We start from the raw sequence: 25,323 nt of genomic DNA on the forward strand, positions 1-25,323 counted from the left end.
ACGATCCCATTTTCGTCTATCGGGATAAGGTCTCTTCCTTGTGTGAGGCTGGCCGCCTAGGTCGCGGGAATCATTGCATGGAACAGGTTCGCGCAAGCCAATCCGGGCAGGGTTTGGTATGGCCGGCTCTCCAGTCGCGCCCGTTTCATTCCGCTAAGGGCGATCCGACCGTGACCACGACCTATACGAGCTACAAGCTGATCACAGCCGACTTGGGCAAGTCGCTGGAACGTGTCGCCAAAGAGCCTGATGTCGCCCGCGAGACCGAATATTACCTCTCGAAGATCGGCGACATCAAAACCATCGACCAGTTCTTCGCCGACACGCGGCTGTATAATTACGCGATCAAGGCGCACGGCCTGGAAGACATGGGCTACGCCAAGGCCTTCATGCGCAAGGTGCTGACCGAAGGCGTCGACAACGAGGATGCGTTCGCCAACAAGCTGACCGACAGCCGCTACAAGCAGCTGGTCGAATCGCTGAATTTCGCCCGCCATGGCGAGGCCGCCACGTCCTTCGATCGTGCCCAGAAGGGTGTCATCGACAAATACGCCCGCGAGACGCTCGAGCAGAGTGCCGGCGAAGAGAACGCCGGTGTGCGCCTTGCGCTCTATTTCGCGCGGATGGCGCCGTCGATTACCAGCGGCTATGCCATCATTGCCGACGAGGCACTGGCGCAGGTGGTGCGCACGACGCTGCAGCTCCCCAACGAATTCGCCGGAACCGAAGTCGATCGTCAGGCAGCCGCCTACGAGGCCGCAATCGATCTCAAGGACTTCCAGGATCCGGCCAAGCTGACGGATTTTCTCGATCGCTTTACGGCTCTCTGGGAAATCGACAATTCAACGGACGGTTATGACCCGCTTGCGGTTTTCGGTGCGTCGAGCGGCTACGGCATCTCTTCCGACCTGCTTCTGTCCATCAACAGTCTGAAACTCGGGGGACGCTGAACGTGCAGACCGGTCTTTACGTCGCGATTTCGTCGCAGATGGCGCTTGAAAAGCGCCTCAACACCCTTGCCGACAACATCGCAAACTCCGGCACCGTCGGTTTCCGCGGCACTGAAGTGAAGTTCAACCAGATGCTCGGCGACACCAAGCCGACGAAGGTTTCCTACGTCAGCAAGGGCGAGGAATTCCTCAATACCAACAATGGTTCGCTGACACGCACCGGGGCCGCGCTCGACTTTGCCGTCAAGGGCGATGCCTGGTTCCAGATTGACACGCCTTCCGGTCCGGCATTGACGCGCGACGGTCGCTTTACCCTGACGGAGACCGGCGAATTGGTGACCATTCGCGGTTATCCGGTTCTCGACGCCGGCGGCGCGCCGATCCAGATCAACGGCTCGGGCGGTGAGGTAACCGTCGGCGCTGATGGCGCCCTGCACCAGAACGGTGTCGCCGTGGCATCGCTCGGTCTCTACCAGGCGGACTTCAGCAAGGGTTTCATTCGCCTCGACAACAGCGCCGTGCTTCCGACGGTACAGCCCGAACCGGTCGTCGATCGCTTCGATGTTGGCGTCATGCAGGGTTTCCTCGAGGAATCCAACGTCAACGCCGTCGCTGAAATGTCGCAGCTGATCATGGTCACCCGCGCCTTCGACAACATCACCGCGCTGATGCGTGACAGCGAAGGATCGCTCAGTGAAGCGATCAAGACGCTCGGTGGCAGCCGCTAAGGCGTGACAGGAAACGGCATGGAACGCGAAGGCCTGAAGACGAGCGCCGCATCGACATCGCTGGCTGCCCTTGCCGGCCTGGTCGAGCGTTACGCCAAACCCGAACATTCGATCGCGCCGGGCGGCCATGTCCAGACGATCTCGCCGGGCCACTACACCGTGACCGGCCTGTCGCGGCACGTCCGGCTGGGCGATTTCGTCGCGCACAAGAGTTCGACCGGTACGCATCTCGGCGAAGTCGTGCGGGTCGAGCCCGAGCGCGTCGTCGTCTGCCCGATCGAGCCCGGCGATCCCATCGGCATCCACGATACCGTCATCCGCAAGGGCGCCTTCCGTGTCGCGCCGACCGACCAATGGTGCGGTCGGGCGATCAATGCCCTTGCCGAGCCGATCGACGGTCTCGGTCCGCTGTTGCAGGGTGACGTTCGCCGCTCGATTTCCAACACGGCACCGCCATCGATGACACGCAAGCGCGTCGAGCAGGGCTTCCGTACCGGTGTGCGGGCTATCGACATCTTTTCGCCGCTCTGCCTTGGGCAGCGCCTCGGCATTTTTGCCGGTTCCGGCGTCGGAAAATCGACGCTGCTGTCGATGCTGGCGCGCGCCGATGCGTTCGACAAGGTGGTCATCGCGCTGGTCGGCGAACGCGGCCGCGAAGTGCGCGAATTCATCGAAGACACGCTCGGTGACAATCTCTCCAAGTCGGTTGCCGTTGTTGCCACCAGCGACGAAAGCCCGATGCTGCGCAAGATGGCGCCGCTGACGGCCGTCACAATTGCCGAGCATTATCGCGACAACGGCGACAACGTGCTGTTGATCGTCGACAGTGTCACCCGTTTTGCCCACGCGATCCGCGAAGTGGCGACCGCATCCGGCGAGCCGCCGATCGCCCGTGGTTATCCCGCGTCGGTCTTTACCGAATTGCCGCGCCTGCTCGAGCGTGCAGGCCCGGGCGCTGAGGGCGCAGGCACCATCACCGCGATCATCTCGATTCTGGTGGACGGCGACAACCACAACGACCCCATCGCGGACTCGACGCGCGGCATTCTCGACGGGCACATCGTGCTCGAACGCAGTCTGGCGGAAGAAGGGCGTTATCCGCCGATCAATCCGCTGGCATCGATCTCCCGTCTGGCGCGCAAGGCCTGGACGCCGGACCAGGAAAAGCTGGTGTCACGGCTGAAGTCGTTGATCCACCGCTTCGAGGAAACGCGCGACCTGCGCCTGATCGGCGGCTACCGCCCCGGCGGCGATCCCGATCTCGACATGGCGATCAAGCAGGTTCCTGTCATCTACGACGTTCTGACGCAAACGGCGGGCGAGCCGCCGACGCAGGATGCATTTTCCGATCTTGCCGGCGCGCTGAAAGCCGCTGCGATGGGCAATCAGCCGGGTGCTGCAGGGATGAGGCCGAGGTGATGGGTGTGACGGATTACGACGCGGACGAAACGATCCATCAGCGCAAGCGTGAAGGCGGCATGCCGATGATCGACAAGGCGCTGGCGGCAACCGGCATCATGCTGGCGGCACTTGCGACCTTCTTTCCCTGGTATGCCTTCTTCAACCAGGACAAGTTCACGATGCCGCCGTTGTGGCAGGGGTCGACGCGCGATCTGCCGGAGAAGCCGGCACGCAATGTTCTGTCCGTCTCGCCGTTGGCGATGTCCGACATGGACGGCGAGACCGTCGCCGCAATCGACCAGCTGACGACGGCAACCGTTCCAAGCCTTGGCGGCGGTCCTGCGGCCGAGGGTAAGGCACCGCAGGAAGGGCTCGAACAGCCGTTCCCGGGCAAAACCGGCTTCAAGCTGATGCATGTCGCCAACGGGCGCGCTCTGATCGAGGACACGACCGGCATGTATATCGTGCGCATCGGCTCGATCCTGCCGGACAACAGCCGCCTGGCGACGCTTGAAGAGCGCGATGGCCGCTGGGTGATGATCACCTCGAGCGGCGACATCTATCGGGCCGACTGACCAGCCATCGCATTTTCCGGATATCTTGTCCGTTGCGGGTTCATCGCGATCCGCAACGGACAATGTCGTGCGTAATCCGAATGCGCCCGGCCTCCGCGGCAGGCTTGTTTCTGACGACAAGTCCCACGCAAGATTACCCACCTAGGTTCGCATCACCAAGCATGGAGCTTTTGATGCAACCGATTCAGCTTTTCGAACTCGCGTCCCGGCAGGCCCAGTGGCTGACCGTCCGCCAGAACGTGGTGGCCGGCAACATCGCTAATGCGAATACGCCGCACTACAAGGCCAAGGACGTCAAGCCGTTCGAAAGCGTGTTGCAAAACACCGGCATTCAGATGGCTGCGACCAACAAGGCCCACTTCACCGAGAGCCTTGCAGCCTCGCAGGTGGCCGAGGTCGGCATGCTCGACGGCGTTCAGATCCAGCAATCCGGCAACAGCGTCGCGATCGAGCAGGAAATGATGAAGACAGGTGAGATCAAGCGCGACTACGAGCTCAGTGCCGGGCTCGTCAAGGCGTTTCACCGTATGATGCTCATGACGGTACGGAAGTAACAACCATGGATCCTTTGACTTCGGCCATGAAGGTCTCGGCATCCGGTCTGCAGGCAGAATCGACCCGCCTGCGCATCGTTTCCGAAAATATCGCCAATGCACGCTCCTCGGGCGACGTGCCCGGCGCCGATCCGTACCGGCGCAAGACCATCAGCTTTGCAGCCGAAGTCGACAGGGCCAGCGGTGCGTCGCTCGTCGAAATCGAGCGGCTCGGCACGGATGATTCGAACTTCACCATCGAGTTCGATCCGGGCAACCCGGCGGCCGACGAGAAGGGCATGGTCAAGATGCCGAACGTCAACATCCTGGTTGAAATGGCCGATATGCGCGAAGCCAATCGCGCCTATGAAGCCAACCTGCAGACGATCAAGCAGTCGCGCGACCTGGTTTCCCAAACAATCGACCTGTTGAGAGCATCACAATAATGATCGACGCAATTAATTCAGTCGGCGCATTTTCGGTCATGAAAGAGGCCGAGGGTACCCGCCTTACGTCCTCTTCGTCGTCGGTTTTCGGCGCAGCTGCCGCAGCGCCCGCAGCCCCCCAATCCCAGAGCTTCGCTTCGGTTCTCGGCGACATGGCGACCGACGCCATCGGTGCCATGAAGAAGGCCGAAGGCGCCTCGCTCGACGGCATCCGCGGCCAGGCCAACACCCGTGAAGTCGTCGACGCGGTGATGAACGCCGAACAGTCGCTTCAGACCGCAATCGCGATCCGCGACAAGGTGGTGACCGCCTACCTCGAAATCGCGCGCATGCAGATCTAAGGAACGAGACATGAAGGCCCTTTCCATTGCCGCAACCGGCATGAACGCCCAGCAGCTGAACCTTGAAGTGATCGCGAACAACATCGCGAACATCAACACGACCGGCTACAAGCGTGCCCGCGCAGAGTTTTCCGACCTGCTCTATCAAACCGAACGCGCCCAGGGCGTGCCGAACCGCTCCAACCAGGCGATCGTTCCGGAAGGCGCGATCATCGGTCTTGGCGTCCAGACGGCCGCCGTGCGCAACCTGCATATCCAGGGCAGCCTCGTCAGCACCGGCAACGACTACGACCTCGCGCTCGTAGGCCGCGGCTGGTTCCAGGTGGAAACGCCCGATGGCGAAACGGTCTATACCCGTGCCGGCGCCTTCAACAAGAATGCCCAGGGCCAGCTCGTCACCATCGACGGCTACACCGTTGTGCCCGGAATCACGGTTCCGCAGGACGCCACCGAAATCGCCTTCACCAGCTCCGGTCAGGTCATGGTGCGTGTCGGCAACGATCCGGCGATGCAGGAAATCGGCCAGCTGACGGTCGCCAACTTCGTCAATGAAGCGGGCCTCGAGCCGCAGGGCGAAAACCTCTTCAAGCAGACGCCTGCCTCTGGCGAGCCGATCGTCGGCACGCCGGCTGATCCGGGCTTCGCGCTGATCAAGCAGAAATATCTCGAAGCGTCGAACGTCGATCCGGTCAAGGAAATCACCGATCTGATCTCGGCCCAGCGCGCCTATGAGATGAACTCCAAGATCATCCAGGCCGCGGACGAAATGGCGGCTACGGTGAGCAAGAACCTCAGGTAACGGAAGAGGGGGCAAACATGACGTTTCGCCAAGCCGCTGGCATGACAGCTCAGAAAGACGGTTCCGCGCCAGGTGCGCGGCGCGTGGTGGCGGGCATTTTGCTTGCCGCCGCTTTCCTGTCGCCTTCGGCAGGCTTTGCGGAACGGCTGACGGCAGTCATCCCCAAGCAGACGATCTACCCCGGCGAAGCGATCGACGCGAGCCGGCTCGAGGTCGTCGATGTGACCAACCCCGATCTGACGGACGGCTATGTCAGGACGTTGAGCGAGATCGACGGCAAGGTCAGCAAGCGTACGCTACTGCCCGGCCGTGTCATTCTGGCTTCGGCCCTGCGCGAGCAATATGCAGTCGAGCGCGGCTCCACCGTCCGTCTGGTCTTCAGCAATGGTGGCCTCACCATCAGCGCGGCCGGTTCGCCCCTTCAGGACGCCGCGATCGGCGATCTGATCCGGGCTCGTAACATTGATACTGGCGTTATCGTCTCCGGAACGGTGATGGCCGACGGCACGATACATGTGGTGGCGAAATGAAAATGCTTGCCTGCAAATGGTTCCTGACGCTGGCCGTCGCGCTGTCTACAGCGATGACGCCTGCCTTTGGCGCGTCGCGAATCAAGGACGTCGCCTCGCTGCAGGCCGGCCGTGACAACCAGCTGATCGGCTACGGCCTCGTCGTCGGTCTCCAGGGAACGGGCGACAGCCTGCGCTCGTCGCCGTTCACCGATCAGTCGATGCGCGCCATGCTGCAAAACCTCGGCATCTCGACCCAGGGCGGGGAATCGCGCACCCGCAACGTCGCGGCTGTTCTCGTCACCGCGAACCTGCCACCCTTTGCCAGCCCCGGCAGTCGCGTCGACGTGACGGTCGGATCGCTCGGCGACAGCACCTCGCTTCGTGGCGGCACCCTGGTGATGACCTCGCTTTCGGGCGCTGACGGTCAGATCTACGCGGTGGCCCAGGGCTCTGTCGTCGTCACCGGTTTCACGGCTCAAGGGGACGCCGCATCGCTCAACCAGGGGGTTACCACCTCCGGCCGCGTGCCGAATGGCGCCATCATCGAGCGTGAACTGCCGTCGAAATTCAAGGATGGCTTCAACCTCGTGCTGCAGCTGCGCAACCCCGACTTTTCCACCGCGGTCGGCATGGCCGCCGCCATCAACAAATATGCCGCAGGTCAATATGGCGGCCGTATCGCCGAGGCCCGCGACTCTCAGGCCGTTCTCGTCGAAAAGCCGAAGATGGCGGACCTGGCGCGGCTGATGGCGGATATCGAAAACATCGTCATCGAGACCGATGTTCCGGCAAGGGTCGTGATCAACGAACGCACCGGCACGATCGTCATCGGCCAGGATGTGCGCGTCAACGAGGTGGCTGTCAGCTACGGCACCCTGACCGTGCAGGTCACCGAGACGCCGACGGTGGTTCAGCCGTTGCCGTTCGCGCGCGGCCAGACGGCAATGGAGCCGAACACCACGATCGAGGCCCAGTCCGACGGCGGCACGGTCGCGATCCTCAACGGGTCCAGTCTCCGGTCTCTCGTTGCCGGTCTCAACAACATCGGCGTCAAGCCGGATGGCATCATCGCCATCCTGCAAAGCATCAAAACGGCTGGGGCCCTTCAGGCGGAGCTTGTCCTGCAATGATGAACATCGACCGCTTTCTCGGAAGATCCCGCAACATCCTGCTCGCGTCGGCCGCCGTCGCGTCGATGCTGGCGATGCCCGGCGCCTTTGCCCAGGACGTCACGGCGCCGCCAGCCGCCAACGCCACGGCCAACGAGATCCAGCAGTTCTGCACCAACATCGCTGACGCTGCCCGCGACCAGCGCTATGTCCTGCAGCGCAAGGAACTCGAAACGCTTCAGGCGAATGTCGACGACCGGATCGCGACGCTCGAAAAGCGGCGCGAGGAATACGAAGACTGGCTGAAGCGTCGCAACGATTTCCTCAAGCAGGCCGAGATCGGCCTCGTCGGCATCTACAAGACGATGAAGCCGGACGCTGCCGCTGGCAAGCTTGAGATGGTCAGGCCGGAGATTGCGGCCGCAATCGTCATGCAGTTGCCGGCGCGGCAGTCGTCGCTGATCCTTAGCGAAATGAGTGACGAGAAGGCCGCGGCTCTTACCAACATCATCTCGAGTGCCAGCGATCCGAACACCTCGAAGGAACCATCATGAAAATGTGTCTAACGGCCGTTTTGGCCGCGGGCCTCCTCGCAGGATGTCAGAACCAGGCTTTCAACGAGATTGGCCGGGCCCCTGCCATGAGCCCGATCGGCAGTGGCCTGCAGTATACGCAGACGCCGCAGCTTGCGATGTATCCCAAGCAGCCGCGCCAGGTCTCCAACGGCTTTTCGCTCTGGAACGATCAGCAGTCGGCGCTCTTCAAGGATGCGCGCGCATTGAACGTCGGCGACATCCTGACGGTCGAGATCGCCATCAATGACAAGGCCTCGTTCGACAACAAGACCGATCGGAGCCGCAAGAACACCAGCGGCTTCAACATCGGTGCGAGCGGCCAGTCGGAGGCCAGCGACTTCGGCTGGTCGGGTGATCTGAAATATGGTTCGAACACCAAGACGGAAGGCGACGGCTCGACCGAGCGTTCCGAAAAGCTGCAGTTGCTCGTCGCCGCCGTCGTTACCGGCGTGCTCGAAAACGGCAATCTCCTGATCAGCGGCTCGCAGGAAGTTCGCGTCAACCACGAGCTTCGCATCCTCAATGTCGCCGGTATCGTGCGCACGCAGGACGTCGACGCCAACAACGTGATCTCCTACGACCGGATTGCCGAGGCACGCATTTCCTACGGTGGCCGTGGCCGCCTGACCGAAGTGCAGCAGCCGCCTTACGGCCAGCAGGTCATGGATCTGATTTCGCCGATCTGATCGGCAGGGAATGGCAAGATGGAAGAACTCGACACAGCCGCGCCTGCCAAGTCACCGTCGAAGGTGATCACGATCGCCATCGTCGCCGTCCTGACGCTCGTCGCCGGTGGCGGCGGCTGGCTGGTCGGCGGCATTCTGGCGCCGCCGCCGCCCAAGGAGCAGGTGGACGCGGCGAAGGAAGTCGCCCCGAACGCAACAGGCGAGGAGGGCGTGCCGAAGATCGCGACGGAGGCCAACGGCGTCGTTCAGCTGGAGCCGATTACCACGAACCTTGCCTACCCTTCTGAAAACTGGGTCCGGCTCGAGGTGGCGTTGCAGTTTGACGGTATCCCGGACCCAGCCGTGGCCGAGCAGATCCACCAGGATATCGCCGCCTATCTGAAAACCGTATCGCTGCAGCAGATCCAGGGACCGCGCGGGTTTCAATATCTCAGGGATGACATCCAGGAACGGGTTGACCTGCGCTCGGATGGGCGCGTAACCAACGTTATGTTCAGAACCTTCGTCATTCAATGATTCGCTAAATGATCCGGCTCATCGCCTTCATAGTCGCCATGACGGCGATGTCCGGAATTGCCGGCGCCCAGAGTTTTCCCTCTGACATCCTGAACACGCCTATCGACGGCTCTGCTGCGTCCTGGATCATCCGGACCTTCGGCCTTCTGACCGTTCTGTCAGTGGCGCCCGGCATCCTGATCATGGTCACCAGCTTTCCACGCTTCGTGATCGCGTTTGCCATCCTGCGCACCGGCATGGGCCTGGCAACGACGCCGTCGAACATGATCATGGTTTCGCTGGCGCTGTTCATGACGTTCTATGTGATGGCACCGACCTTCGACCGCGCCTGGCGCGATGGCATCGACCCCTTGATGAAGAACCAGATCACGGAAACGGAGGCGTTGCCGCGCATCGCGGAGCCGTTCCGTGAATTCATGCTCGCCAACACCCGCGACAAGGATCTGCAGCTCTTCATCGATATCGCCAAGGAAAAGGGTCAGACCGTCGTCGTCGACGACAAGGTCGACCTGCGCGCCGTCGTTCCCGCCTTCATGATCTCGGAAATCCGCCGCGGCTTCGAGATCGGCTTCCTCATCATGCTGCCGTTCCTGGTGATCGACCTGATCGTCGCCACCATTACCATGGCGATGGGCATGATGATGCTGCCCCCGACGGCAATCTCCTTGCCGTTCAAGATCCTCTTCTTCGTGCTGATCGACGGCTGGAACCTGCTCGTCGGCAGCCTGGTGCGCTCGTTTAGCTGAACAGTTTTCGCCTGTTCTGGCCGCAGCAACGGCATCGCCTTGCCGACATGTGGCGCGCTCCATATGGGATCTCGGCACGACGGTCTTTCCGTCATGGCTGTCTCGTTTTACAGATTTATCCGGTCCGTCCAGGGTATCGTGCGTTCAGAAGAACGCACCAAGGACGCTCCAGTACTTTGATTCCAGAGCATATGATCCGCGTTCAGTGAACCCGCTCGATAGCGGCACGCGCCAAAGCGTCGCGCTCTTGCCGCGCAGGCGTGAGACGATGGGCGCGGTGTGCCTGCTGCCGGTCCGCGACCCCGAACGAAAAAACCCCGCCGTGTGGGCGGGGTCAAGGGGAGACAAGGCGTGTCGGCGGTTGCGCCGCCGTGGTGCTTTACTGAGCAAATGTCCCTGTTCGCGCCGGCAGGGCCGGCACGTCGATCAGCGCGGGTTCCAGTCCGTCCCTGGCGCGTTCGGCCATCATCTCGTAAGCCTGCTCGAGGTGGCGGCAGAAGCGCTCTGAATCGAAGAGCGGCTTCAGCATTCGGTTATCCGTGAGCCGCTCTCTGTACTTGGCGACCTTGTCACGGTTCTCGTAAAGAGCGACCGCCTGCTCGATGTAGTCCTCGATGTCTGCTGTGACGAGTTCCGGCACGCCGATCGCGTGCAGCAGGCTTTCGCTGACGCGTGAGGCGAAGTGGGTGCCCTTGGGCGTCAGGACCGGCAGGCCCATCCACAGCTGTTCGGAGGTTGTGGTGTGGCCGTTGCAGGGGAAGGTATCGAGGCCGAGATCTGCCGCCGGGATACGGGCAAGGTGCTTTTCATAGTCGACCTTCGCGCAGAAGATGATGCGCTTGGTGGTGATGCCGTAGCTTTGGAAGCGACGGAGAATATGAGCCTGGGCTTCGGGCTTCGGGCACATGAGCCAGAGCACGCTATCGGGCGTTCTGCGAAGGATTTCCGCCCATGCCTTCATCGTCTCAACCGTGATCTTGCGGTTGGCGTTGAACGAGGCGTAAACGAACGCGTCTTCCGGCAAACCGATCTCGGCGCGGCTCGTCGTTGCGGGCAGGGGACGGCCGGCGGGGTCGTTCGGCTGGTAGGTCTCCGGCAACCGGCAGAACCGCTCATGGTAGTGTTCCTCGCTGCCATCCGGCAGGACGTAGTGGTCGCCGATGATATAGTCGAGGTCGGTGTTGACGGTGGTGCCGGGGAAGCCGAGCCAGGCGACCTGAACCGGAGCGACCTTGTGGTTGAGAATGGAGACGCGACTGTTCATCGTGTGCCCCTTGAGGTCGACGAGAATGTCGATCTTTTCGTCGCGGATCACCTGGGCCGCGTGCTCGTCGGAAAGGTGTTCGACGCGCACGATCCTGCCCCAGCTCTCCCGCCCTTCGCCGACGACCTTGAGATATTTTTCCGGCGTGTAGCAGAACAGGACGATCTCGAATTTTTCAGGATCATGGGCGGTCAGCACGGCCCGCAGCAGCTTCATGGTGGCGTGCAGGCCCCAGAAGTCGTTGGACAGATAGCCGATCCGGATTTTCTTGCCCCAGCTATGGGGCATGGAGCGACGCTCCTTTGGCAGGCCGGGCGGGAATGGCTGATCGAGTGCTGCAGCCAGGCGGTTCAGCTTTTCGTCGCGGCACCAGTGGATATTGTAGAATGGCGTTTCCGCGCGCAGGAATTTGCTGTTGTTCGACTGAATCACGCGCTCCAGCGCTTGCGCATAGTTTTCGATTTCATTGAAGTTGTTCACTTCCTGCATGAAAACGAGATAGGCGGACAACAGGACCGGGTTCGAAGGCGTCCGCCGGAACAGGTTGGTGACGATCTCTCGGTCTTCGTTGTTGCCGACGTCCGACGTCAGCAGCTTGGCCGCAAGCACCTGATGTTCCTGCCGGGCGCTCGCCGAGAGCGTCGACTTGAAGGGGCCGAGGATATCGGCCTGGTCGCGCTTCAGGAACAAGGTCACGATGATGTAGGCAAGTTCGGGATCAGTCTTGGCCTGCTCGAGCAAGGGTCGGCCGAGGCTCAAGGCCTGATCGTCATTGCCGCAGGCGAAATGCAGCTTCATGGCCTCTGCCAGGAAATGCTCCGAACGCAATCCGCCTTCTTCACCCGCCAGTTGATAGGCTTGCGCCGCATCGCTCCGGAAGCCGAGCTTCAGCAACACCTTTGCCAAAAGCGCATAGGTCTTGGCATCACGGGTAAGATCGAGCAGCTGATTAAGGGAATCGAGGGCCTCGGTGTACTGGCCTTTTTGATACTGCCGAGAAGCGGAAGAAAAGATGGTGTGGGCGTTCAAGGGAAGCTCCATGGAATAAGCGCAACCGTTGTCACCGCGCAAGCCTGTGCAACGTCAATGTACCAAGATACCGTTTTGAAGCAGAAACCTTGCCCGAGGCCGGATTGCCGGGCGAATAGCGTATTGTTTTCCAATAAATCCAGTGTCGCCGAAGTCATTCTCGCGAGCTTGGGTGAAGCGAAAGTAACGTACTGTTAACCATAGGATTTTGCTTCGAAAATATCTTGCCGCCTTAATGAAATCGCAAGCATTGGGGGCGATATTCACCCTCACATGACGGGTTTGGTTTCCTTCACTTGAGTGAGCGGAGCCGAGTGGCATGAAGCCGGTCCGTCATTACCGGTAGACGTTTTAGTCCGGTATGTCCCCAACCATGTAACCTTGTAAATTTGAGGGACAGTCTCATGACTTCTATTATGACCAACAACTCGGCAATGGCCGCACTCTCCACGCTGCGTTCGATCAATTCCTCGATGGAAACGACGCAGGACCGTATTTCGTCCGGCTTCCGCGTTGGTAACGCTTCCGACAACGCTGCTTATTGGTCGATCGCAACGACCATGCGTTCGGACAACAAGGCCCTCGGCACCGTTCAGGACGCACTCGGCCTCGGCGCTGCCAAGACCGACGTTGCTTACACCGGCATGAAGGCTGCGATCTCGGTCGTTGACGAAATCAAGGCAAAGCTGGTTGCTGCCAGCGAGCCGGGCGTTGACAAGTCCAAGGTCCAGAAGGAAATCACGCAGCTTCAGGATCAGCTGAAGAGCGTCGTCAAGTCCGCTGGCTTCTCCGGCGAAAACTGGCTCTACACCGCTTCCGGCGCAACTGCTCCGGGCACCAAGTCGATCGTCGGTTCGTTCAACCGCGACTCCAACAGCAATGTCAGCCTGACGACGCTCGACGTCGACACGACCAAGACCATGCTGATCGACGAAGCTGCAACGGCAAACGGCCTGCTGACGGCAGAACTCAAGGATGCAGGCGGCACGGCTATCGCTGGCGTCAGCGTTCTGAACCTCAACATCACTGCTGCCGACACGACCGCGCTGAAGAACTACCTCAGCGGTGTTGACACCGTGCTGAAGAGCATGACCGATGCCGCTTCGGACCTCGGTGCTGTCAACAAGCGCGTCGACCTCCAGAAGGACTTCGTCGACAACCTGATGGACTCGATCGAATCGGGCGTCGGCAAGCTGGTTGATGCTGACATGAACGAAGAGTCGACCCGCCTGAAGGCTCTGCAGACGCAGCAGCAGCTCGGCATCCAGGCTCTCTCGATCGCCAACAGCAGCTCGCAGAACATCCTGTCGCTGTTCCGTTAATCGGTCCAGACACCGGCGATTTCGGTCCCGGTCTGCAATACGAAAAACCGCGTCTCGATCGAGGCGCGGTTTTTCTTTTGGCTATACGATTTTTTTGGGTCGCGGCTTCAACGTTCGTTAACCATCTTGGTGTTTTCTATGCCTATCGAAACGGCGGGTTAACCAACAAGATTAACGCGTTAGCAGGCATGAAGCTGGCCGCCGTTTCCCGGTAATCCCGGAATGTCCCTTTCAATCCAGAATTCCCAAGGGGCACTCAGCCAATGACTTCTATCATGACCAACAACGCCGCGATGGCCGCACTCTCCACGCTGCGTTCGATCAATTCCTCGATGGAAACGACGCAGGACCGTATTTCGTCCGGTTTCCGTGTTGGCAATGCTTCGGACAACGCCGCCTACTGGTCGATCGCAACGACCATGCGTTCGGACAACAAGGCTCTCGGCACCGTTCAGGACGCACTCGGCCTCGGCGCTGCGAAGACCTCGGTTGCCTACACCGGCATGAAGGCTGCGATCTCCGTCGTTGACGAAATCAAGGCAAAGCTGGTTGCTGCCAGCGAACCCGGCGTTGACAAGTCCAAGGTCCAGAAGGAAATCACGCAGCTTCAGGAACAGCTGAAGAGCGTCGTCAAGTCCGCCTCGTTCTCCGGCGAAAACTGGCTCTACACCGCTTCCGGCGCAACGGCTCCGGGCACCAAGTCGATCGTTGGTTCGTTCAACCGCGACGCCAACGGCAATGTCAGCCTGACGACGCTCGACGTCGACACGACCAAGACCATGCTGATCGACGAAACGAACACGGCAAGCGGCCTGCTGACGGCAGAACTCAAGGATGCAGGCGGCACGGCTATCGCCGGCATCAACGTTCTGAACCTCAACATCACGGCTGCCGATACGACCGCGCTGAAGAACTACCTCAGCGGTGTTGACACCGTGCTGAAGAGCATGACCGATGCCGCTTCGGACCTCGGTGCTATCGACAGCCGCATCGACCTCCAGAAGGACTTCGTCGACAACCTGATGGACTCGATCGAATCGGGCGTCGGCAAGTTGGTTGACGCTGACATGAACGAAGAGTCGACCCGCCTGAAGGCCCTGCAGACGCAGCAGCAGCTCGGCATCCAGGCCCTGACGATCGCCAACACCAACTCGCAGAACATCCTGTCGCTGTTCAAGTAATCAGTGCATCGAGCGTGGGGGCGCATTTGCCCTCATGATCATCCACTCCAGGAAACCGCGTCGCCCGAGAGGGCGGCGCGGTTTTTCCGTTTCCGGTCTGTGGCTTGTTGCCATTAACGCCTGCTTCATATTTCCTTATTTTTGTTCACCTTCGTTACTGACTTATGAATGGCGTTAACCGTTTGTTAACCAAACAATCGTTACACATTCGTTAAGAGCGAAGGGTCGCCCCCAGGGCAAAACAGGGGCGGTTCGCATGACGCTGGTCCCGTCGCTGCCGGTCATTCACACCGGGATGTTCCCAAAAAATCATTCGGGGCAAGTGACCAATGACCAGCATCATGACCAACACGGCCGCCATGGCCGCACTCCAGACGTTACGCTCGATCAACACGAACATGGCCGAAGTGCAGGACAGGATCTCGTCCGGCTACCGGGTGCAGACCGCAGCGGACAATGCCGCCTACTGGTCGATCGCAACCACCATGCGATCCGACAACGCCGCTCTGTCGACGGTACAGGACGCGCTCGGCCTCGGCGCAGCCAAGGTCGATACCGCCTATGAAGCGATGAAAGCTTCCATCGACATCGTCACGGAAATCAAGACGAAACTGGTTGCCGCGCGCGAGCCAGGTGTCGACAAGCTCAAGATCAACAAGGAAATCACCGAGCTGAAGAACCAGCTCATGTCCGCCGCGCAATCGGCGTCGTTCTCGAGCGAGAACTGGCTCTACAACACCAATACCGCCGCCGTCGGCACAAAGTCGATCGTCGCCTCCTTCAACCGCGACGGAAACGGCAACGTTTCCATTACGACGCTTGATTTCGACACGGCGCAATCGATGCTGATCGACTCAGGCAGCTCGGCACGCGGCCTGCTGACCAGAGGCTATGATGCCGATGCGCTCCTGGGAACGCCGACCGGCACCGCGGCTCCGTACTATCTGATCGTCGCACCGCCCGCAGCTCCTCCGACCGGCACCGAAATCAAGCTGTCCGCATCCACCACGCCTGCCGACATGGACGCGATGATCCGCGTCGTCGACAAGATCCTCGGACAGTTGACGGATGCCGGCTCGACACTTGGTGCAATTACCAAGCGCATCGACATGCAGGAAAGTTTCGTCGCCAACCTGATGGATACGATCGACAAGGGCGTCGGCCGTCTTGTCGATGCCGATATGAATGAGGAATCGACGCGGTTGAAGGCGCTGCAGACACAACAGCAGCTCGGTATTCAGGCGCTCTCGATCGCCAACACCAATTCCGAAAACATCCTGCGCCTCTTCCAGCAGTAAGGTTTTCCAACCGGTGGCCCTCTGGCCCGCCGGTTTGAGATCGCTCGGCCGCATCCACTGAGAAGCGGATGCCGGAACGAGTTGAGTTCTGCCATGTCGTCGGTCACGGCACCCGGTGGAAACGGTTGGACCGCGCTAATTGCCCTGGCGCGGTCCAACACATTCATTTTCGCACAAGTTTGACCGAATAGCCTTCCCTCGCAGTCCTGTCGGTTGACTGCCGGCCAATATGAGATTTGCGCCGCCGCCTGCATCGGTCCGCCGCCTGGATGAGAGTTTCCGAGCGCGACCTGTGTAAGTCCAAGCATGCAGGGTTCGCCGCTATCGGCGACCGGACCCGAGGGAGACATTTCAGCAGTGTCAGCATCATGGGAATTCTGCGCCGTAAGGCGGCGCCTGTCGGGCAGACGGGGATCGCCGGCTGTCGGTCTGCGCGCATCGAGGTTCCAGCCATGAGCGCGATGCTGTCCCGCTATCTCAAGGATTTCAGCGCGCCAAAAGTCGAACTATCGATGATGCCGCCGAAATATTTTCCCGATCTGGATATCGACTACTCCGATAGCGACCGGTCCGCGCCGCGGTCGATCGCCCCTCAGATCGATGTCGATGCCGAGCGTCGTGAAGCATTCGAGCAGGGCCGCGCGGAAGCGCAGGCAGAGCTTGCCTTTGAACACGCCAACCAGATTGCCGACCTCCAGGCCGCCCACGCAGCCGAAATCGAAGCCCTGACCAAGCGCTTCGAGGATGAGGCGGCAAGCCGCGTTGCCGAACGATTCAACGAGATGACGGACCAACTTGCCGTTTCGCTGGGTGACCAGACCGCCCGTGTGCTTGCTCCCGTCATGGAGGATGCGCTCTTGCAGCGGGCCGTTGCCGATATGGCCCAGATGATCCGGCAGGGGATCGTCGCCGGCGAAGGGTGTGCGATCACCATCAAGGGGCCGCTTCCCCTGTTCGAAGCGTTGAAGAGCAGCCTCGGCGACGACATGCCGGTGTTCCGCCACATTGAAACAATGGACGTCGATCTCGCCATCGAAATGGATGGCACGATCCTCGTCACCAGAATGGCGGCTTGGGCCGACACTGTCCGGAAGGTTCTCGCATGAGCGACGAAAGCCACCACAACGGCAAGAACGAAATCATCATCGTCAAGCGCGTGAGCGGCCATCATGACGGCCATCACGGCGGAGCGTGGAAGATCGCCTACGCCGACTTCATGACCGCGATGATGGCTTTCTTCCTCGTCATGTGGCTGATCAATGCTGCCAATGAAGAGACCAAGGCGGCGATCGCCTCCTATTTCAACCCGGTTCAGTTGACCGACCAGAAGCCCGCCGAACGTGGCCTCAAGGACCCCGCCAAGGATGCGCAGGGTGAAGAGACGCAACAACGATCGAAGGTGGACGGCGAGCAGGAAAAGTCCGGTGGCTCTGCCAAGACCGGCGACCAGCTGACGGCGACCTCGGGCGAGGAAACGAAATATTCCGACGCCGACTTTTTCGAAAATCCCTATTCCGTGCTTTCCGAGATCGCACAGGAAGTGGGACAGCAGGCAAACATCAGCGTCAAGGGTGACGGCGGCGCGGCGCAATCCGGGCCATCGACCGGTGCGGAGGGCGGCGAAGCCTATCGCGACCCGTTCGACCCGGATTTCTGGACCAAGCAGGTCGAAGTCAAGGATGCCGGCAACACGGCCGAGACAGATGTAGCCCTGGCGTCCAAGTCGGCCATGGAAAGCGGCGCAGCGCCGCTGCAGAATACTGCGGAAGACCAGAAGACCGAGGATGGCGCGAAGCCTGCCGATGCCGGCAAGAGCGATGCCGAAAAGGCCGAGCTGCTGAAGCAGGATGCCTCGGCGCAAGCGGAAGCGCTGAAAGCCGAGATCACCAAGGAGCTCGGCGGCGATGCCGGCAAACTGGCGGAAGGCCTCGTCGTGACGCCGGCAGAGGGCGGCCTGCTGGTGACGATCAGCGAGCAGACGGATTCCCAGATGTTTGCCGTCGGTTCGGCCGTGCCGCAGAAGGAACTGGTCATGGCGATGGAAAAGATCGGCAGGCTGTTGTCTGAGCGCCAGGGCGCCGTTGCCATCCGTGGCCACACCGACGGTCGGCCGTTCAAGGACGGCACCTATGACAACTGGCGCCTTTCGGCAGCGCGAGCCCAGAGCGCCTACTACATGCTCGTTCGCGGCGGTCTGAAGGAAGATCGCGTCAGCCAGATCACCGGCTTTGCCGACAGACGGCTGCAGATCCCTGGCGATCCCTACGCGCCCGGCAACCGCCGTATCGAAATCCTGCTGCAGTCGGCAAAGGGCTAGGACCGATGCTGCGACGCCTGAGATCCGCCTTGATGATGTCGGTCCTTGCCATCCCGCTTTCGGCGGGAATGGCCGGTGCCAACGATCTCGAGGAGCTTGCACCGTTCAAGATGATCCGATCGCTGCAGTATGTGCAGGATTCGGTGGTGCTCGGCGATCATTCGGCCATCGAGATGCAGCGCTTCATGCTGGGGGCGATCGACAAGCGGCTGAGGGCCGCAGACGCATCCGTGTTCCGCGATCCGCGCAACGTCGATGCCGCACTTGTCTACGCCATGAGCGGCGGCAATCCGGAGACGCTCAACTATCTCGCCGACCACGATGTCGACGGCAATTTCGATTCGCGCGTTACCGATGCGCTGCGCCAGTATCTCGGCGGCAAGGGCGGCCTGATCGTCGAGAGCCTGTCGAAGGCGGCGCCCGAGTACCGCAACTCCCGTGTGGGTCCTTACCTGTTTCTGATCCTGGGCAATGCCGCCTCACAGCAGGATCCGGTTGGGGCGATGAAATTCTACGACTGGGCGCGATTGACGGCTCCGGGCACGATCATCGAAGAGGCGGCGCTTCGCCGCTCCGTCTACCTCGCGGTGCAAGCGAACTTGCCGGAGAAGGGCTTCCGCTACGCGCTGAACTACGCCCGCCGCTTCCTGACGTCGCCCTATGCGAGCCAATTCGCCGATGTCTTCGTCGAGCTGGCCGTGGGGCATTTCGAAGAAGGCGCGCATGAGCGGATTTCTGAAATCCTGACTTTCATGGACGCGCCGCGCCAGCGGGAGGTCTATCTGCGCGTCGCGCGCCGCGCCGCCATCAGCGGCAAGCAGACCCTGGCGAAGCTTGCATCCGAGCGAGCCGAACAGCTTGCAGCCGATGGCGCCTCCGAGCCGCGCGTGCTTGCCAATTTTTATGCCGGGCTGGCGGCGGTACCGTCGTCCGACGTGTTCGCCGCGACCCAGAGCATCGCCGCGATCCCGGACGCGGAACTCTCACCGCGCGACCGCGCCCTGCGCGATGCCGCCAAGGCGGTTGCAGATGCGGTCGTCAGACCACCGGACGATGAAAGCCTCACGCAAGCGTTCTCCGCTAGACCGGTTGAACCAGCCACGCCGAACGAAGATGTCGAAGGCGCGGAAACGGGAAGCGGCATGAGCCCGTTCGGGAAACCGACGGCGCAGGCCAGCGCCCCGACAGCGGAAGAGACGACACAGGTCAGCGCCGACGCTGCCGCCGCCTCCGACCCCGCCCACGATGGTTTCGTGGCGAAGGGGCGGTCAAAGGTCGACGAGATCGATGCGCTGCTTAGGGGGGAAGGCAAATGAGAGCTCTGGATGAAAGCCTGCGCGCACCGCCTCAAACGCCGACGGGCAAGGCGGGCGCCCGCGCGGGTGGCAAGGACCAGGCCCCAGGTGCCTTCGAGGATGCCGTCGCGACCGCCGGGCGCCAGAAGGCGAACGGGCAGGGCGCACAGGGTTCGATCGCGGGAGCCGGCGATGCCGCAGAGGGCGACAATTCGGGAGCTGCGGCTTTGATCGGTAACGGTGGCATCAAGGGCGGTGACGCTCAGATCTCGATCTCCAAGCCGACGCACAGGGCGCCCGGGGATCTCGAAGATCCGTCGCCCGAGAATCAGAATGGTCAGAACGAGCGCTTCTCGCTCGCTGCGCGTGACAAGGACGCCAAACGTCTTGCTGCCGCCAGGGCAACGCTGGCGCGCGAGAATGCGGGCGCGTCCGACCCGGCCGGCAACACGGACGACGTGGCTGCGCACTTAGCTTCGCTGTCGCACGGACTTGGCAAAGCCCAGGCCGGCGGCACTCAAGGCGTCGAAGGCAGCGGCGAGTCGACTGACGGGCAGGCGGCTTCCGATGCCAAACAATCGCCGAACGCCAGCGTGGACGATCTGCTGGCGTTGCTCGGCGGCAGCGCGATGCCGTCGGCGCGCGCGGATGCGCAGGGCGGTGCAGCCGGAACGGCCGGCGTCCATGCGCTCGGCGACGGCAAGGCCAAGGGCGCAGCGCATGGCGAGATGGCCGATGCGCATGGTGCGAACGGCGAAGGCGGCGAAGGCGAACAGGGCACGGACAGGCTGTTTCGCTTTGCCCGCGCCGATGGCAAGGGCCAGGAGATCTCGATGAGCATATCGAGGGACGGTGAACGCGCGACGGTCGACGCGGCGCGGTCGTCGGCCAAGGCCGAAAACGTCACCGTGGTCGAGGCACGCCGGTATCTCGGCATTTCGATGAACACGAACTCCAGCAATGTCACCAGCGCGATCGCCGGAGACGCAGGTTTTGCCCAGTCGTTGCAGCCCAGTGCGGCCCTTGGCCAGCCGGGCGCATGGACCCAGGCAGGCAAGACCTTGAACACGCTCAAGATCCAGATGCATCCGATCGAGCTCGGCCTTGTTACCGCGACGTTGCGGTTGAAGGACGACGAGCTGCAGGTGGAGCTGAAGGTCGAAAACGCCGACGCTTTCCGCCAGTTGCGCGACGACCAGAGCGAAATGGTCAAGGCACTGCGGGCCCAGGGCTTCGCAGTCGATCAGATCAACGTCGTGTTCAATTCGGGCGGCGATGCCTCTGCAGGCGGCGGCAGTTCGCAGCAGCAGGCTCAGGCGGGCCAGCAGGGCCGCGAGCGCGCCGAGGACGGTGGCGGCCAGGGACGGCAGCGACAGGATGGCGACGGCCAGGCTTCAATGGCGGAAAGGCGAGTTGGCAATGGCGGTACGGATGATGCGGTTGCCGGCACTGAGCGTTCTCGTACTGGTCACGTCTACATGTAGCGCATTCGCCAGTGCTGACTCCGGCATCTGCGAGCGCGAAATCATCTCGGCAGCGTCGAAATACGGCGTCCCCGCAGGCATCCTCTATTCCGTCGGGCTGACGGAGACGGGCCGCAAGGGATCGTTGCAGCCATACGCGATGAACATCGAGGGCAAGGCCTATTTTGGCAACAGCACCCAGGACGTCCTGGTCCGCTTTGCCAACGCCCAGGCACAGGGTGCCAAGCTCATCGATCTCGGTTGCATGCAGATTAATTACTACTTCCATGGCGATCAGTTCGCATCGCCGACGGAGATGCTTGATCCGCGCAAGAATGTCGAATATGCCGCGCGCTTCCTGTCCAACCTCCGCGCGAAGCACGAGAGCTGGACCATGGCCGTTGCGCGCTATCACGCCGGCCCGAACAACGACCCGGCGCAGAAGAAATATGTCTGCCGGGTGATCGCGAATCTGGTCGCGACGGGCTACGGCAAGTGGACGCCGAACGCCACGCAGTTCTGCCAATAAACAACCATTGAGTGCTTGATCGCGAGCCTTGCCGCATTGTGGCGACAATGCGCGGAGAATGTGACGGCAAGTGGTTTTGTCGCGGACCGTTAACTTTTCCACATTATTTTAGTGTGATCATTAACGTCAAGCCACTAGATGTAGATCAAATCGGTGCGACATGGTTAATCAATTATTAATTCCACCCATTAACTTCCTCTAGTTGTTCATGAATCCCTCGATTCGTACCTCTCAATCAGTGCGGTGCCATACTGATTCGGAGGCGGACGAATGATCGTAGTGGTTGATGATAGAGAACTCGTGAAGGACGGCTATACGTCGCTTTTCGGGCGTGAAGGAATTCCCTCGACGGGCTTCGATCCCAAGGAGTTCGGTGAGTGGGTGAATGCGGCGGCGGATTCGGATATCGATGCGGTCGAAGCGTTTCTGATCGGTCAGGGTGACAGCACCTTTGCCTTGCCGCGCGCGATCCGCGACCGGTCGATGGCGCCCGTCATCGCCGTCAGCGATACGCCCTCGCTCGAAAACACGCTGGCGTTGTTTGACTGCGGCGTCGACGACGTCGTTCGCAAGCCCGTCCATCCCCGCGAAATCCTGGCCCGGGTGGCGGCGATCCGCCGGCGTCTGAAGGCCATCAACAACTACACCGATATCGGTCCGATCCGCGTCTTTGCGGATGGCCGCGATCCGGAGATCAACGGCGACGTGTTCGCATTGCCGCGCCGCGAGCGCCGCATTCTCGAATACCTGGTCTCGAACCGCGGTCGCCGCGTCTCCAAGTCTCAGATTTTCAACGCGATTTACGGCATCTTCGATGAAGACGTCGAGGAGAACGTCGTCGAGAGCCACATCAGCAAGCTGCGCAAGAAACTGCGCAAGAAGCTCGGCTTCGACCCGATCGATTCCAAGCGTTTCCTTGGCTACTGCATCGACTGGAACTAAGGCGCGCTCAAGCGGTCGAATGCGGCACCTAAGACAGGTTCACGCAAGGCCCGCTTCCTAGTGTCGCTGCAACGTGGAAATGAGGATCCGATATGAGTCTCTATGGCAGCATGAGAACGGGCGTCTCCGGTATGAACGCTCAGTCGAACCGTCTCGGCACTGTGGCTGAAAACATCGCCAATTCGAACACGACGGGCTACAAGCGCGCCTCGACGGAATTCTCATCGATGATCCTGCCCTCGGGCGGCGGCAACTACAATTCCGGTGGCGTCGAGACCCAGGTGCGCTACAGCATCTCGCAGCAGGGCGGCACCAGCTACACGACGTCGGCAAGCGACCTTGCGATCAACGGTGGCGGCTTCTTCATCGTCCAGGGCAATGGCGGCGAGAACTTCCTGACCCGCGCCGGCTCGTTCGTTCCCGACAAGGATGGCAACCTCGTCAACACCGCCGGCTTCAAGCTGATGGGCTACGAATACAAGGCTGGCGCCGACCCGACGGTTGTCGTCAACGGCTTCGACGGCCTGACGGAAGTCAAGCTCAAGGACGAGGGGCTGGTGGCTTCCGGCTCGACCAAGGGTGCGATGGAAGCGAACCTGCCGTCGGGTGCTGCCATCGGCGACGAAAAGCCGACGTCGCTCGTCGTCTACGACAGCCAGGGCAACACCCGCATCCTCGACTTCGTTTACAAGAAGACCGGCGTGAACCAGTGGTCGGTTGAGATCAGGGACCGTTCGACATACACGGCTGGCCCGCCGGCAACGGGCGTGATCGGCTCGCAGAGCATGACTTTCGATGCGGCCGGCAAGCGCATTTCGGCCACGCCCGCTACGCTGACGACGACGCCTATCAACAACCTGCCGGGCACAGGCGCCAATCTCGGCGCCCTGACGATCGACACGACAAAGACGTCGCAGCTCGGTGGCGATTTCACCAGCACCGGCGGCGGCATCGACGGTTCGAAGCCGAGCAAGATGTCGGGCTTCGAGATCGACAAGGAAGGCATCGTCTACGTCAAGTACGGCGACGGCAACCTCATCCCGAAGTTCCGTATCGCGCTTGCCACCGTACAGAGCCCGGATAGGCTCCTGCCGCAATCTGGCAACGTCTATTCGCAGGGCACCGATTCCGGCGTCATCGTCACCGGTTTTGCCGGCTCCGGCGCTTTCGGCAACATCCAGTCCAAGGCGCTCGAGAACTCGAACGTCGACATCGCCAACGAGCTGACCTCGATGATCGAGGCGCAGCGTAACTACACGGCAAACTCCAAGGTGTTCCAGACCGCGTCTGACCTGCTTGAAGTTCTGGTCAACCTGAAACGGTAATTGAAAGAGATACGGTCCGCGTCATGTCGCTGTCCTCCGCAATATCCATCGCACAACAGGCCTTCAGCAACACGGCGCAGCAAACCGCGATCGTGTCGAAGAACATCGCGAACGCGGGCAACGCGGACTACTCGCGTCGGCTTGCGCTGCTCGGGAGCACGGCGAACGGAGCGCAGGTCGTATCCATCTACCGTGCCCAGAACGAGGCGTTGCTCAAACAGGGCATCGCCGGCATGGGCGCGGCCTCCGGTCAGGCAAGACTCCGCGAAGGCTTGGAGCTGATGAAGTCGGCGCTCGGCGGCAACAATTACGAGATGGCGCCGTCCAAGCTGCTGGCCGACTTCCGCAACAGCCTTCAGACCTTTGCCGCAACTCCGGGCAACAAGACGATTGCAGCCGCCGCAGTCTCCGACGCCGGAGACCTGGCGGATTCGCTGAACAAGGCCTCGAAGGCCGTTCAGGACATGCGTGGGGACGCTGACAAGGAAATCGCGCTGGAGGTCGACAAGCTGAATGGCTTGCTGGCGGAGTTCGAAAAGGCCAACAACGCGGTCAAGGCGGCAACGGCGCAGGGGACCGACCCGAACGACGCGCTCGACCAGCGCGACAAGATCCTGAAGCAGGTTTCCGAGATCGTCGGTATCTCGACCACGACGCGCAACAACAACGACACGGTGATCTTTACCACCGACGGAACCGTTCTGTTCGAGACCATTCCGCGGTCCGTCACCTTCGCTTCGCAAAACACCTATGACGCAACGACTGTCGGCAACAAGATCTATGTCGACGGTGTGCCGATCGCGGCCGGCACCGGCGCCGATACGACGGCCAAGGGCAAGCTTGCCGCACTCGTGCAGCTGCGCGACGACGTCGGTCCGAAATTCCAGTCGCAGCTCGACGAGATCGCGCGCGGTCTGGTGACCTTGTTCCAGGAAAGCGGCCAACCCGGTCTGTTTACCTGGGGTTCGCCCGGTATTCCGCCTGTCGGCATCGTGCCTGGCATGGCATCGAAGATCGCGGTCAATGCGCTGGCCAAGGCTAACCCGCTGATGCTGCGCGACGGCGGTTTCGACGGCACGTCGAACAACCCGACCGGCAATGCCGGCTATACCGATCTGCTGGATGGTTTCGTCAACAAGATGGGCGAGAACATGGCGTTCGACCCCTTGTCCGGCCTCGACAACAGCAGCAGCATCATGAACTTCGCCACCAGCTCCGTTGGCTGGCTGGAGCAGTTCCGCAAGACTGCGTCGACAGCCGACGACAACAAGTCCGCGCTCTTGTCACGCACGGCGGAAGCACTGAGCAAGCAGACGGGAGTGAGCATCGACGAGGAACTGTCGCTGCTCCTCGATCTCGAACAATCCTACAAAGCATCGGCCAAGTTGGTCAGCACGGTGGACGCCATGATGGCGGCCCTTATGGAAGCTGTGAGGTAATC

At 61.3% G+C, this 25,323-nt stretch carries 26 protein-coding genes; 25 read left to right on the top strand and 1 reads right to left on the bottom strand.

Annotated features, from left to right (window positions below; genetic code table 11):
* Window positions 1-170: 170 nt before the first annotated feature.
* From AC1Q80_RS03135 to fliP, 14 genes are all read left to right on the top strand, one after another.
* Window positions 171-950 carry a DUF1217 domain-containing protein gene (locus AC1Q80_RS03135; RefSeq protein WP_492359854.1) on the top strand — a complete coding sequence of 260 codons (780 nt, stop codon included), beginning with the start codon at window positions 171-173 and terminating at the stop codon, window positions 948-950.
* A gap of 2 nt (window positions 951-952) precedes the next feature.
* The gene (gene flgF, locus AC1Q80_RS03140; protein ID WP_173418994.1) at window positions 953-1,678 is read left to right on the top strand and encodes a flagellar basal-body rod protein FlgF; all 726 of its coding nucleotides are present in this window, start codon (window positions 953-955) and stop codon (window positions 1,676-1,678) included.
* Window positions 1,679-1,696: 18 nt separating this feature from the next.
* Window positions 1,697-3,097 carry a flagellar protein export ATPase FliI gene (fliI, locus tag AC1Q80_RS03145; protein WP_173418995.1) on the top strand — a complete coding sequence of 467 codons (1,401 nt, stop codon included), beginning with the start codon at window positions 1,697-1,699 and terminating at the stop codon, window positions 3,095-3,097.
* The gene (locus AC1Q80_RS03150; protein WP_209787529.1) at window positions 3,097-3,654 is read left to right on the top strand and encodes a flagellar protein; all 558 of its coding nucleotides are present in this window, start codon (window positions 3,097-3,099) and stop codon (window positions 3,652-3,654) included. Before fliI ends, AC1Q80_RS03150 begins: the two co-directional genes overlap by 1 nt.
* A gap of 173 nt (window positions 3,655-3,827) precedes the next feature.
* Window positions 3,828-4,208 (top strand): flagellar basal body rod protein FlgB, encoded by a 381-nt coding sequence (gene flgB / locus AC1Q80_RS03155; RefSeq protein ID WP_173418997.1) that lies wholly within the window; start codon window positions 3,828-3,830, stop codon window positions 4,206-4,208.
* Between the two features lie 5 nt (window positions 4,209-4,213).
* Window positions 4,214-4,633: a flagellar basal body rod protein FlgC gene (flgC, locus tag AC1Q80_RS03160; RefSeq protein WP_053250468.1), complete on the top strand. Its 420-nt coding sequence runs from the start codon at window positions 4,214-4,216 to the stop codon at window positions 4,631-4,633.
* Window positions 4,633-4,974 carry a flagellar hook-basal body complex protein FliE gene (fliE, locus tag AC1Q80_RS03165; protein ID WP_077504336.1) on the top strand — a complete coding sequence of 114 codons (342 nt, stop codon included), beginning with the start codon at window positions 4,633-4,635 and terminating at the stop codon, window positions 4,972-4,974. The genes flgC and fliE overlap by 1 nt, the downstream gene beginning before the upstream one ends.
* 10 nt (window positions 4,975-4,984) lie before the next feature.
* Window positions 4,985-5,773: a flagellar basal-body rod protein FlgG gene (gene flgG, locus AC1Q80_RS03170; RefSeq protein ID WP_115420949.1), complete on the top strand. Its 789-nt coding sequence runs from the start codon at window positions 4,985-4,987 to the stop codon at window positions 5,771-5,773.
* Window positions 5,774-5,790: 17 nt separating this feature from the next.
* Window positions 5,791-6,303, top strand: coding sequence for a flagellar basal body P-ring formation chaperone FlgA (flgA, locus tag AC1Q80_RS03175; RefSeq protein ID WP_209787527.1), 513 nt, complete (start codon window positions 5,791-5,793; stop codon window positions 6,301-6,303).
* Entirely contained in the window at window positions 6,300-7,415 is a 1,116-nt protein-coding gene (locus tag AC1Q80_RS03180) for a flagellar basal body P-ring protein FlgI (RefSeq protein WP_173418999.1), read from the top strand. The genes flgA and AC1Q80_RS03180 overlap by 4 nt, the downstream gene beginning before the upstream one ends.
* Window positions 7,415-7,948 carry a MotE family protein gene (locus tag AC1Q80_RS03185; protein WP_209788531.1) on the top strand — a complete coding sequence of 178 codons (534 nt, stop codon included), beginning with the start codon at window positions 7,415-7,417 and terminating at the stop codon, window positions 7,946-7,948. Before AC1Q80_RS03180 ends, AC1Q80_RS03185 begins: the two co-directional genes overlap by 1 nt.
* A complete protein-coding gene (flgH, locus tag AC1Q80_RS03190; protein WP_492359620.1) occupies window positions 7,945-8,655 on the top strand; it encodes a flagellar basal body L-ring protein FlgH in 711 nt (236 codons plus the stop codon). Before AC1Q80_RS03185 ends, flgH begins: the two co-directional genes overlap by 4 nt.
* 18 nt (window positions 8,656-8,673) lie before the next feature.
* On the top strand, window positions 8,674-9,171 hold the full coding sequence (locus AC1Q80_RS03195; protein WP_492359621.1) for a flagellar basal body-associated FliL family protein: 498 nt from the start codon (window positions 8,674-8,676) through the stop codon (window positions 9,169-9,171).
* A gap of 8 nt (window positions 9,172-9,179) precedes the next feature.
* A complete protein-coding gene (gene fliP / locus AC1Q80_RS03200; protein WP_173419001.1) occupies window positions 9,180-9,917 on the top strand; it encodes a flagellar type III secretion system pore protein FliP in 738 nt (245 codons plus the stop codon).
* Window positions 9,918-10,296: 379 nt separating this feature from the next.
* Here the strand turns inward: fliP and AC1Q80_RS03205 are convergent, their stop codons facing one another.
* Window positions 10,297-12,222, bottom strand: coding sequence for an O-linked N-acetylglucosamine transferase, SPINDLY family protein (locus AC1Q80_RS03205; protein WP_209787522.1), 1,926 nt, complete (start codon window positions 12,220-12,222; stop codon window positions 10,297-10,299).
* 392 nt (window positions 12,223-12,614) lie between these two features.
* Between AC1Q80_RS03205 and AC1Q80_RS03210 the strand changes: the two genes are divergently transcribed.
* From AC1Q80_RS03210 to flgK, 11 genes are all read left to right on the top strand, one after another.
* Window positions 12,615-13,532 (top strand): flagellin N-terminal helical domain-containing protein, encoded by a 918-nt coding sequence (locus AC1Q80_RS03210; protein WP_209787520.1) that lies wholly within the window; start codon window positions 12,615-12,617, stop codon window positions 13,530-13,532.
* 263 nt (window positions 13,533-13,795) lie between these two features.
* Window positions 13,796-14,713 carry a flagellin N-terminal helical domain-containing protein gene (locus AC1Q80_RS03215; protein WP_209787518.1) on the top strand — a complete coding sequence of 306 codons (918 nt, stop codon included), beginning with the start codon at window positions 13,796-13,798 and terminating at the stop codon, window positions 14,711-14,713.
* Window positions 14,714-15,042: 329 nt separating this feature from the next.
* Entirely contained in the window at window positions 15,043-16,011 is a 969-nt protein-coding gene (locus AC1Q80_RS03220; RefSeq protein ID WP_077504326.1) for a flagellin N-terminal helical domain-containing protein, read from the top strand.
* Between the two features lie 452 nt (window positions 16,012-16,463).
* On the top strand, window positions 16,464-17,117 hold the full coding sequence (locus AC1Q80_RS03225; RefSeq protein WP_173420951.1) for a hypothetical protein: 654 nt from the start codon (window positions 16,464-16,466) through the stop codon (window positions 17,115-17,117).
* Window positions 17,114-18,328 (top strand): MotB family protein, encoded by a 1,215-nt coding sequence (locus tag AC1Q80_RS03230; protein WP_492359622.1) that lies wholly within the window; start codon window positions 17,114-17,116, stop codon window positions 18,326-18,328. Before AC1Q80_RS03225 ends, AC1Q80_RS03230 begins: the two co-directional genes overlap by 4 nt.
* Window positions 18,329-18,333: 5 nt before the next feature.
* Window positions 18,334-19,644, top strand: coding sequence for a chemotaxis protein MotC (motC, locus tag AC1Q80_RS03235; protein WP_492359623.1), 1,311 nt, complete (start codon window positions 18,334-18,336; stop codon window positions 19,642-19,644).
* Window positions 19,641-21,107, top strand: a complete 1,467-nt coding sequence (gene fliK / locus AC1Q80_RS03240; protein WP_492359624.1) for a flagellar hook-length control protein FliK — start codon at window positions 19,641-19,643, stop codon at window positions 21,105-21,107. Before motC ends, fliK begins: the two co-directional genes overlap by 4 nt.
* Window positions 21,058-21,615: a transglycosylase SLT domain-containing protein gene (locus tag AC1Q80_RS03245; protein WP_492359855.1), complete on the top strand. Its 558-nt coding sequence runs from the start codon at window positions 21,058-21,060 to the stop codon at window positions 21,613-21,615. Before fliK ends, AC1Q80_RS03245 begins: the two co-directional genes overlap by 50 nt.
* Window positions 21,616-21,885: 270 nt before the next feature.
* On the top strand, window positions 21,886-22,557 hold the full coding sequence (rem, locus tag AC1Q80_RS03250) for a transcriptional activator Rem (RefSeq protein ID WP_025425938.1): 672 nt from the start codon (window positions 21,886-21,888) through the stop codon (window positions 22,555-22,557).
* A gap of 92 nt (window positions 22,558-22,649) precedes the next feature.
* The gene (locus tag AC1Q80_RS03255; RefSeq protein WP_173419008.1) at window positions 22,650-23,882 is read left to right on the top strand and encodes a flagellar hook protein FlgE; all 1,233 of its coding nucleotides are present in this window, start codon (window positions 22,650-22,652) and stop codon (window positions 23,880-23,882) included.
* A gap of 23 nt (window positions 23,883-23,905) precedes the next feature.
* A complete protein-coding gene (gene flgK / locus AC1Q80_RS03260) occupies window positions 23,906-25,321 on the top strand; it encodes a flagellar hook-associated protein FlgK (RefSeq protein WP_209787503.1) in 1,416 nt (471 codons plus the stop codon).
* Window positions 25,322-25,323: the final 2 nt, after the last annotated feature.

Source organism: Ensifer sp. GW823-FHT05D09 (genome assembly GCF_058795755.1).

Excerpts from the sequence above, each read along its gene's own strand:
- fliI (WP_173418995.1), top strand. The coding sequence starts at position 1,697 with ATGGAACGCGAAGGCCTGAAGACGAGCGCCGCATCGACATCGCTGGCT.
- AC1Q80_RS03150 (WP_209787529.1), top strand. The coding sequence starts at position 3,097 with ATGGGTGTGACGGATTACGACGCGGACGAAACGATCCATCAGCGCAAG.
- flgB (WP_173418997.1), top strand. The coding sequence starts at position 3,828 with ATGCAACCGATTCAGCTTTTCGAACTCGCGTCCCGGCAGGCCCAGTGG.
- flgC (WP_053250468.1), top strand. The coding sequence starts at position 4,214 with ATGGATCCTTTGACTTCGGCCATGAAGGTCTCGGCATCCGGTCTGCAG.
- fliE (WP_077504336.1), top strand. The coding sequence starts at position 4,633 with ATGATCGACGCAATTAATTCAGTCGGCGCATTTTCGGTCATGAAAGAG.
- flgG (WP_115420949.1), top strand. The coding sequence starts at position 4,985 with ATGAAGGCCCTTTCCATTGCCGCAACCGGCATGAACGCCCAGCAGCTG.
- flgA (WP_209787527.1), top strand. The coding sequence starts at position 5,791 with ATGACGTTTCGCCAAGCCGCTGGCATGACAGCTCAGAAAGACGGTTCC.
- AC1Q80_RS03180 (WP_173418999.1), top strand. The coding sequence starts at position 6,300 with ATGAAAATGCTTGCCTGCAAATGGTTCCTGACGCTGGCCGTCGCGCTG.
- AC1Q80_RS03185 (WP_209788531.1), top strand. The coding sequence starts at position 7,415 with ATGAACATCGACCGCTTTCTCGGAAGATCCCGCAACATCCTGCTCGCG.
- flgH (WP_492359620.1), top strand. The coding sequence starts at position 7,945 with ATGAAAATGTGTCTAACGGCCGTTTTGGCCGCGGGCCTCCTCGCAGGA.
- AC1Q80_RS03195 (WP_492359621.1), top strand. The coding sequence starts at position 8,674 with ATGGAAGAACTCGACACAGCCGCGCCTGCCAAGTCACCGTCGAAGGTG.
- fliP (WP_173419001.1), top strand. The coding sequence starts at position 9,180 with ATGATCCGGCTCATCGCCTTCATAGTCGCCATGACGGCGATGTCCGGA.
- AC1Q80_RS03205 (WP_209787522.1), bottom strand. The coding sequence starts at position 12,222 with ATGGAGCTTCCCTTGAACGCCCACACCATCTTTTCTTCCGCTTCTCGG.
- AC1Q80_RS03210 (WP_209787520.1), top strand. The coding sequence starts at position 12,615 with ATGACTTCTATTATGACCAACAACTCGGCAATGGCCGCACTCTCCACG.
- AC1Q80_RS03215 (WP_209787518.1), top strand. The coding sequence starts at position 13,796 with ATGACTTCTATCATGACCAACAACGCCGCGATGGCCGCACTCTCCACG.
- AC1Q80_RS03220 (WP_077504326.1), top strand. The coding sequence starts at position 15,043 with ATGACCAGCATCATGACCAACACGGCCGCCATGGCCGCACTCCAGACG.
- AC1Q80_RS03225 (WP_173420951.1), top strand. The coding sequence starts at position 16,464 with ATGAGCGCGATGCTGTCCCGCTATCTCAAGGATTTCAGCGCGCCAAAA.
- AC1Q80_RS03230 (WP_492359622.1), top strand. The coding sequence starts at position 17,114 with ATGAGCGACGAAAGCCACCACAACGGCAAGAACGAAATCATCATCGTC.
- motC (WP_492359623.1), top strand. The coding sequence starts at position 18,334 with ATGCTGCGACGCCTGAGATCCGCCTTGATGATGTCGGTCCTTGCCATC.
- fliK (WP_492359624.1), top strand. The coding sequence starts at position 19,641 with ATGAGAGCTCTGGATGAAAGCCTGCGCGCACCGCCTCAAACGCCGACG.
- AC1Q80_RS03245 (WP_492359855.1), top strand. The coding sequence starts at position 21,058 with ATGCGGTTGCCGGCACTGAGCGTTCTCGTACTGGTCACGTCTACATGT.
- rem (WP_025425938.1), top strand. The coding sequence starts at position 21,886 with ATGATCGTAGTGGTTGATGATAGAGAACTCGTGAAGGACGGCTATACG.
- AC1Q80_RS03255 (WP_173419008.1), top strand. The coding sequence starts at position 22,650 with ATGAGTCTCTATGGCAGCATGAGAACGGGCGTCTCCGGTATGAACGCT.
- flgK (WP_209787503.1), top strand. The coding sequence starts at position 23,906 with ATGTCGCTGTCCTCCGCAATATCCATCGCACAACAGGCCTTCAGCAAC.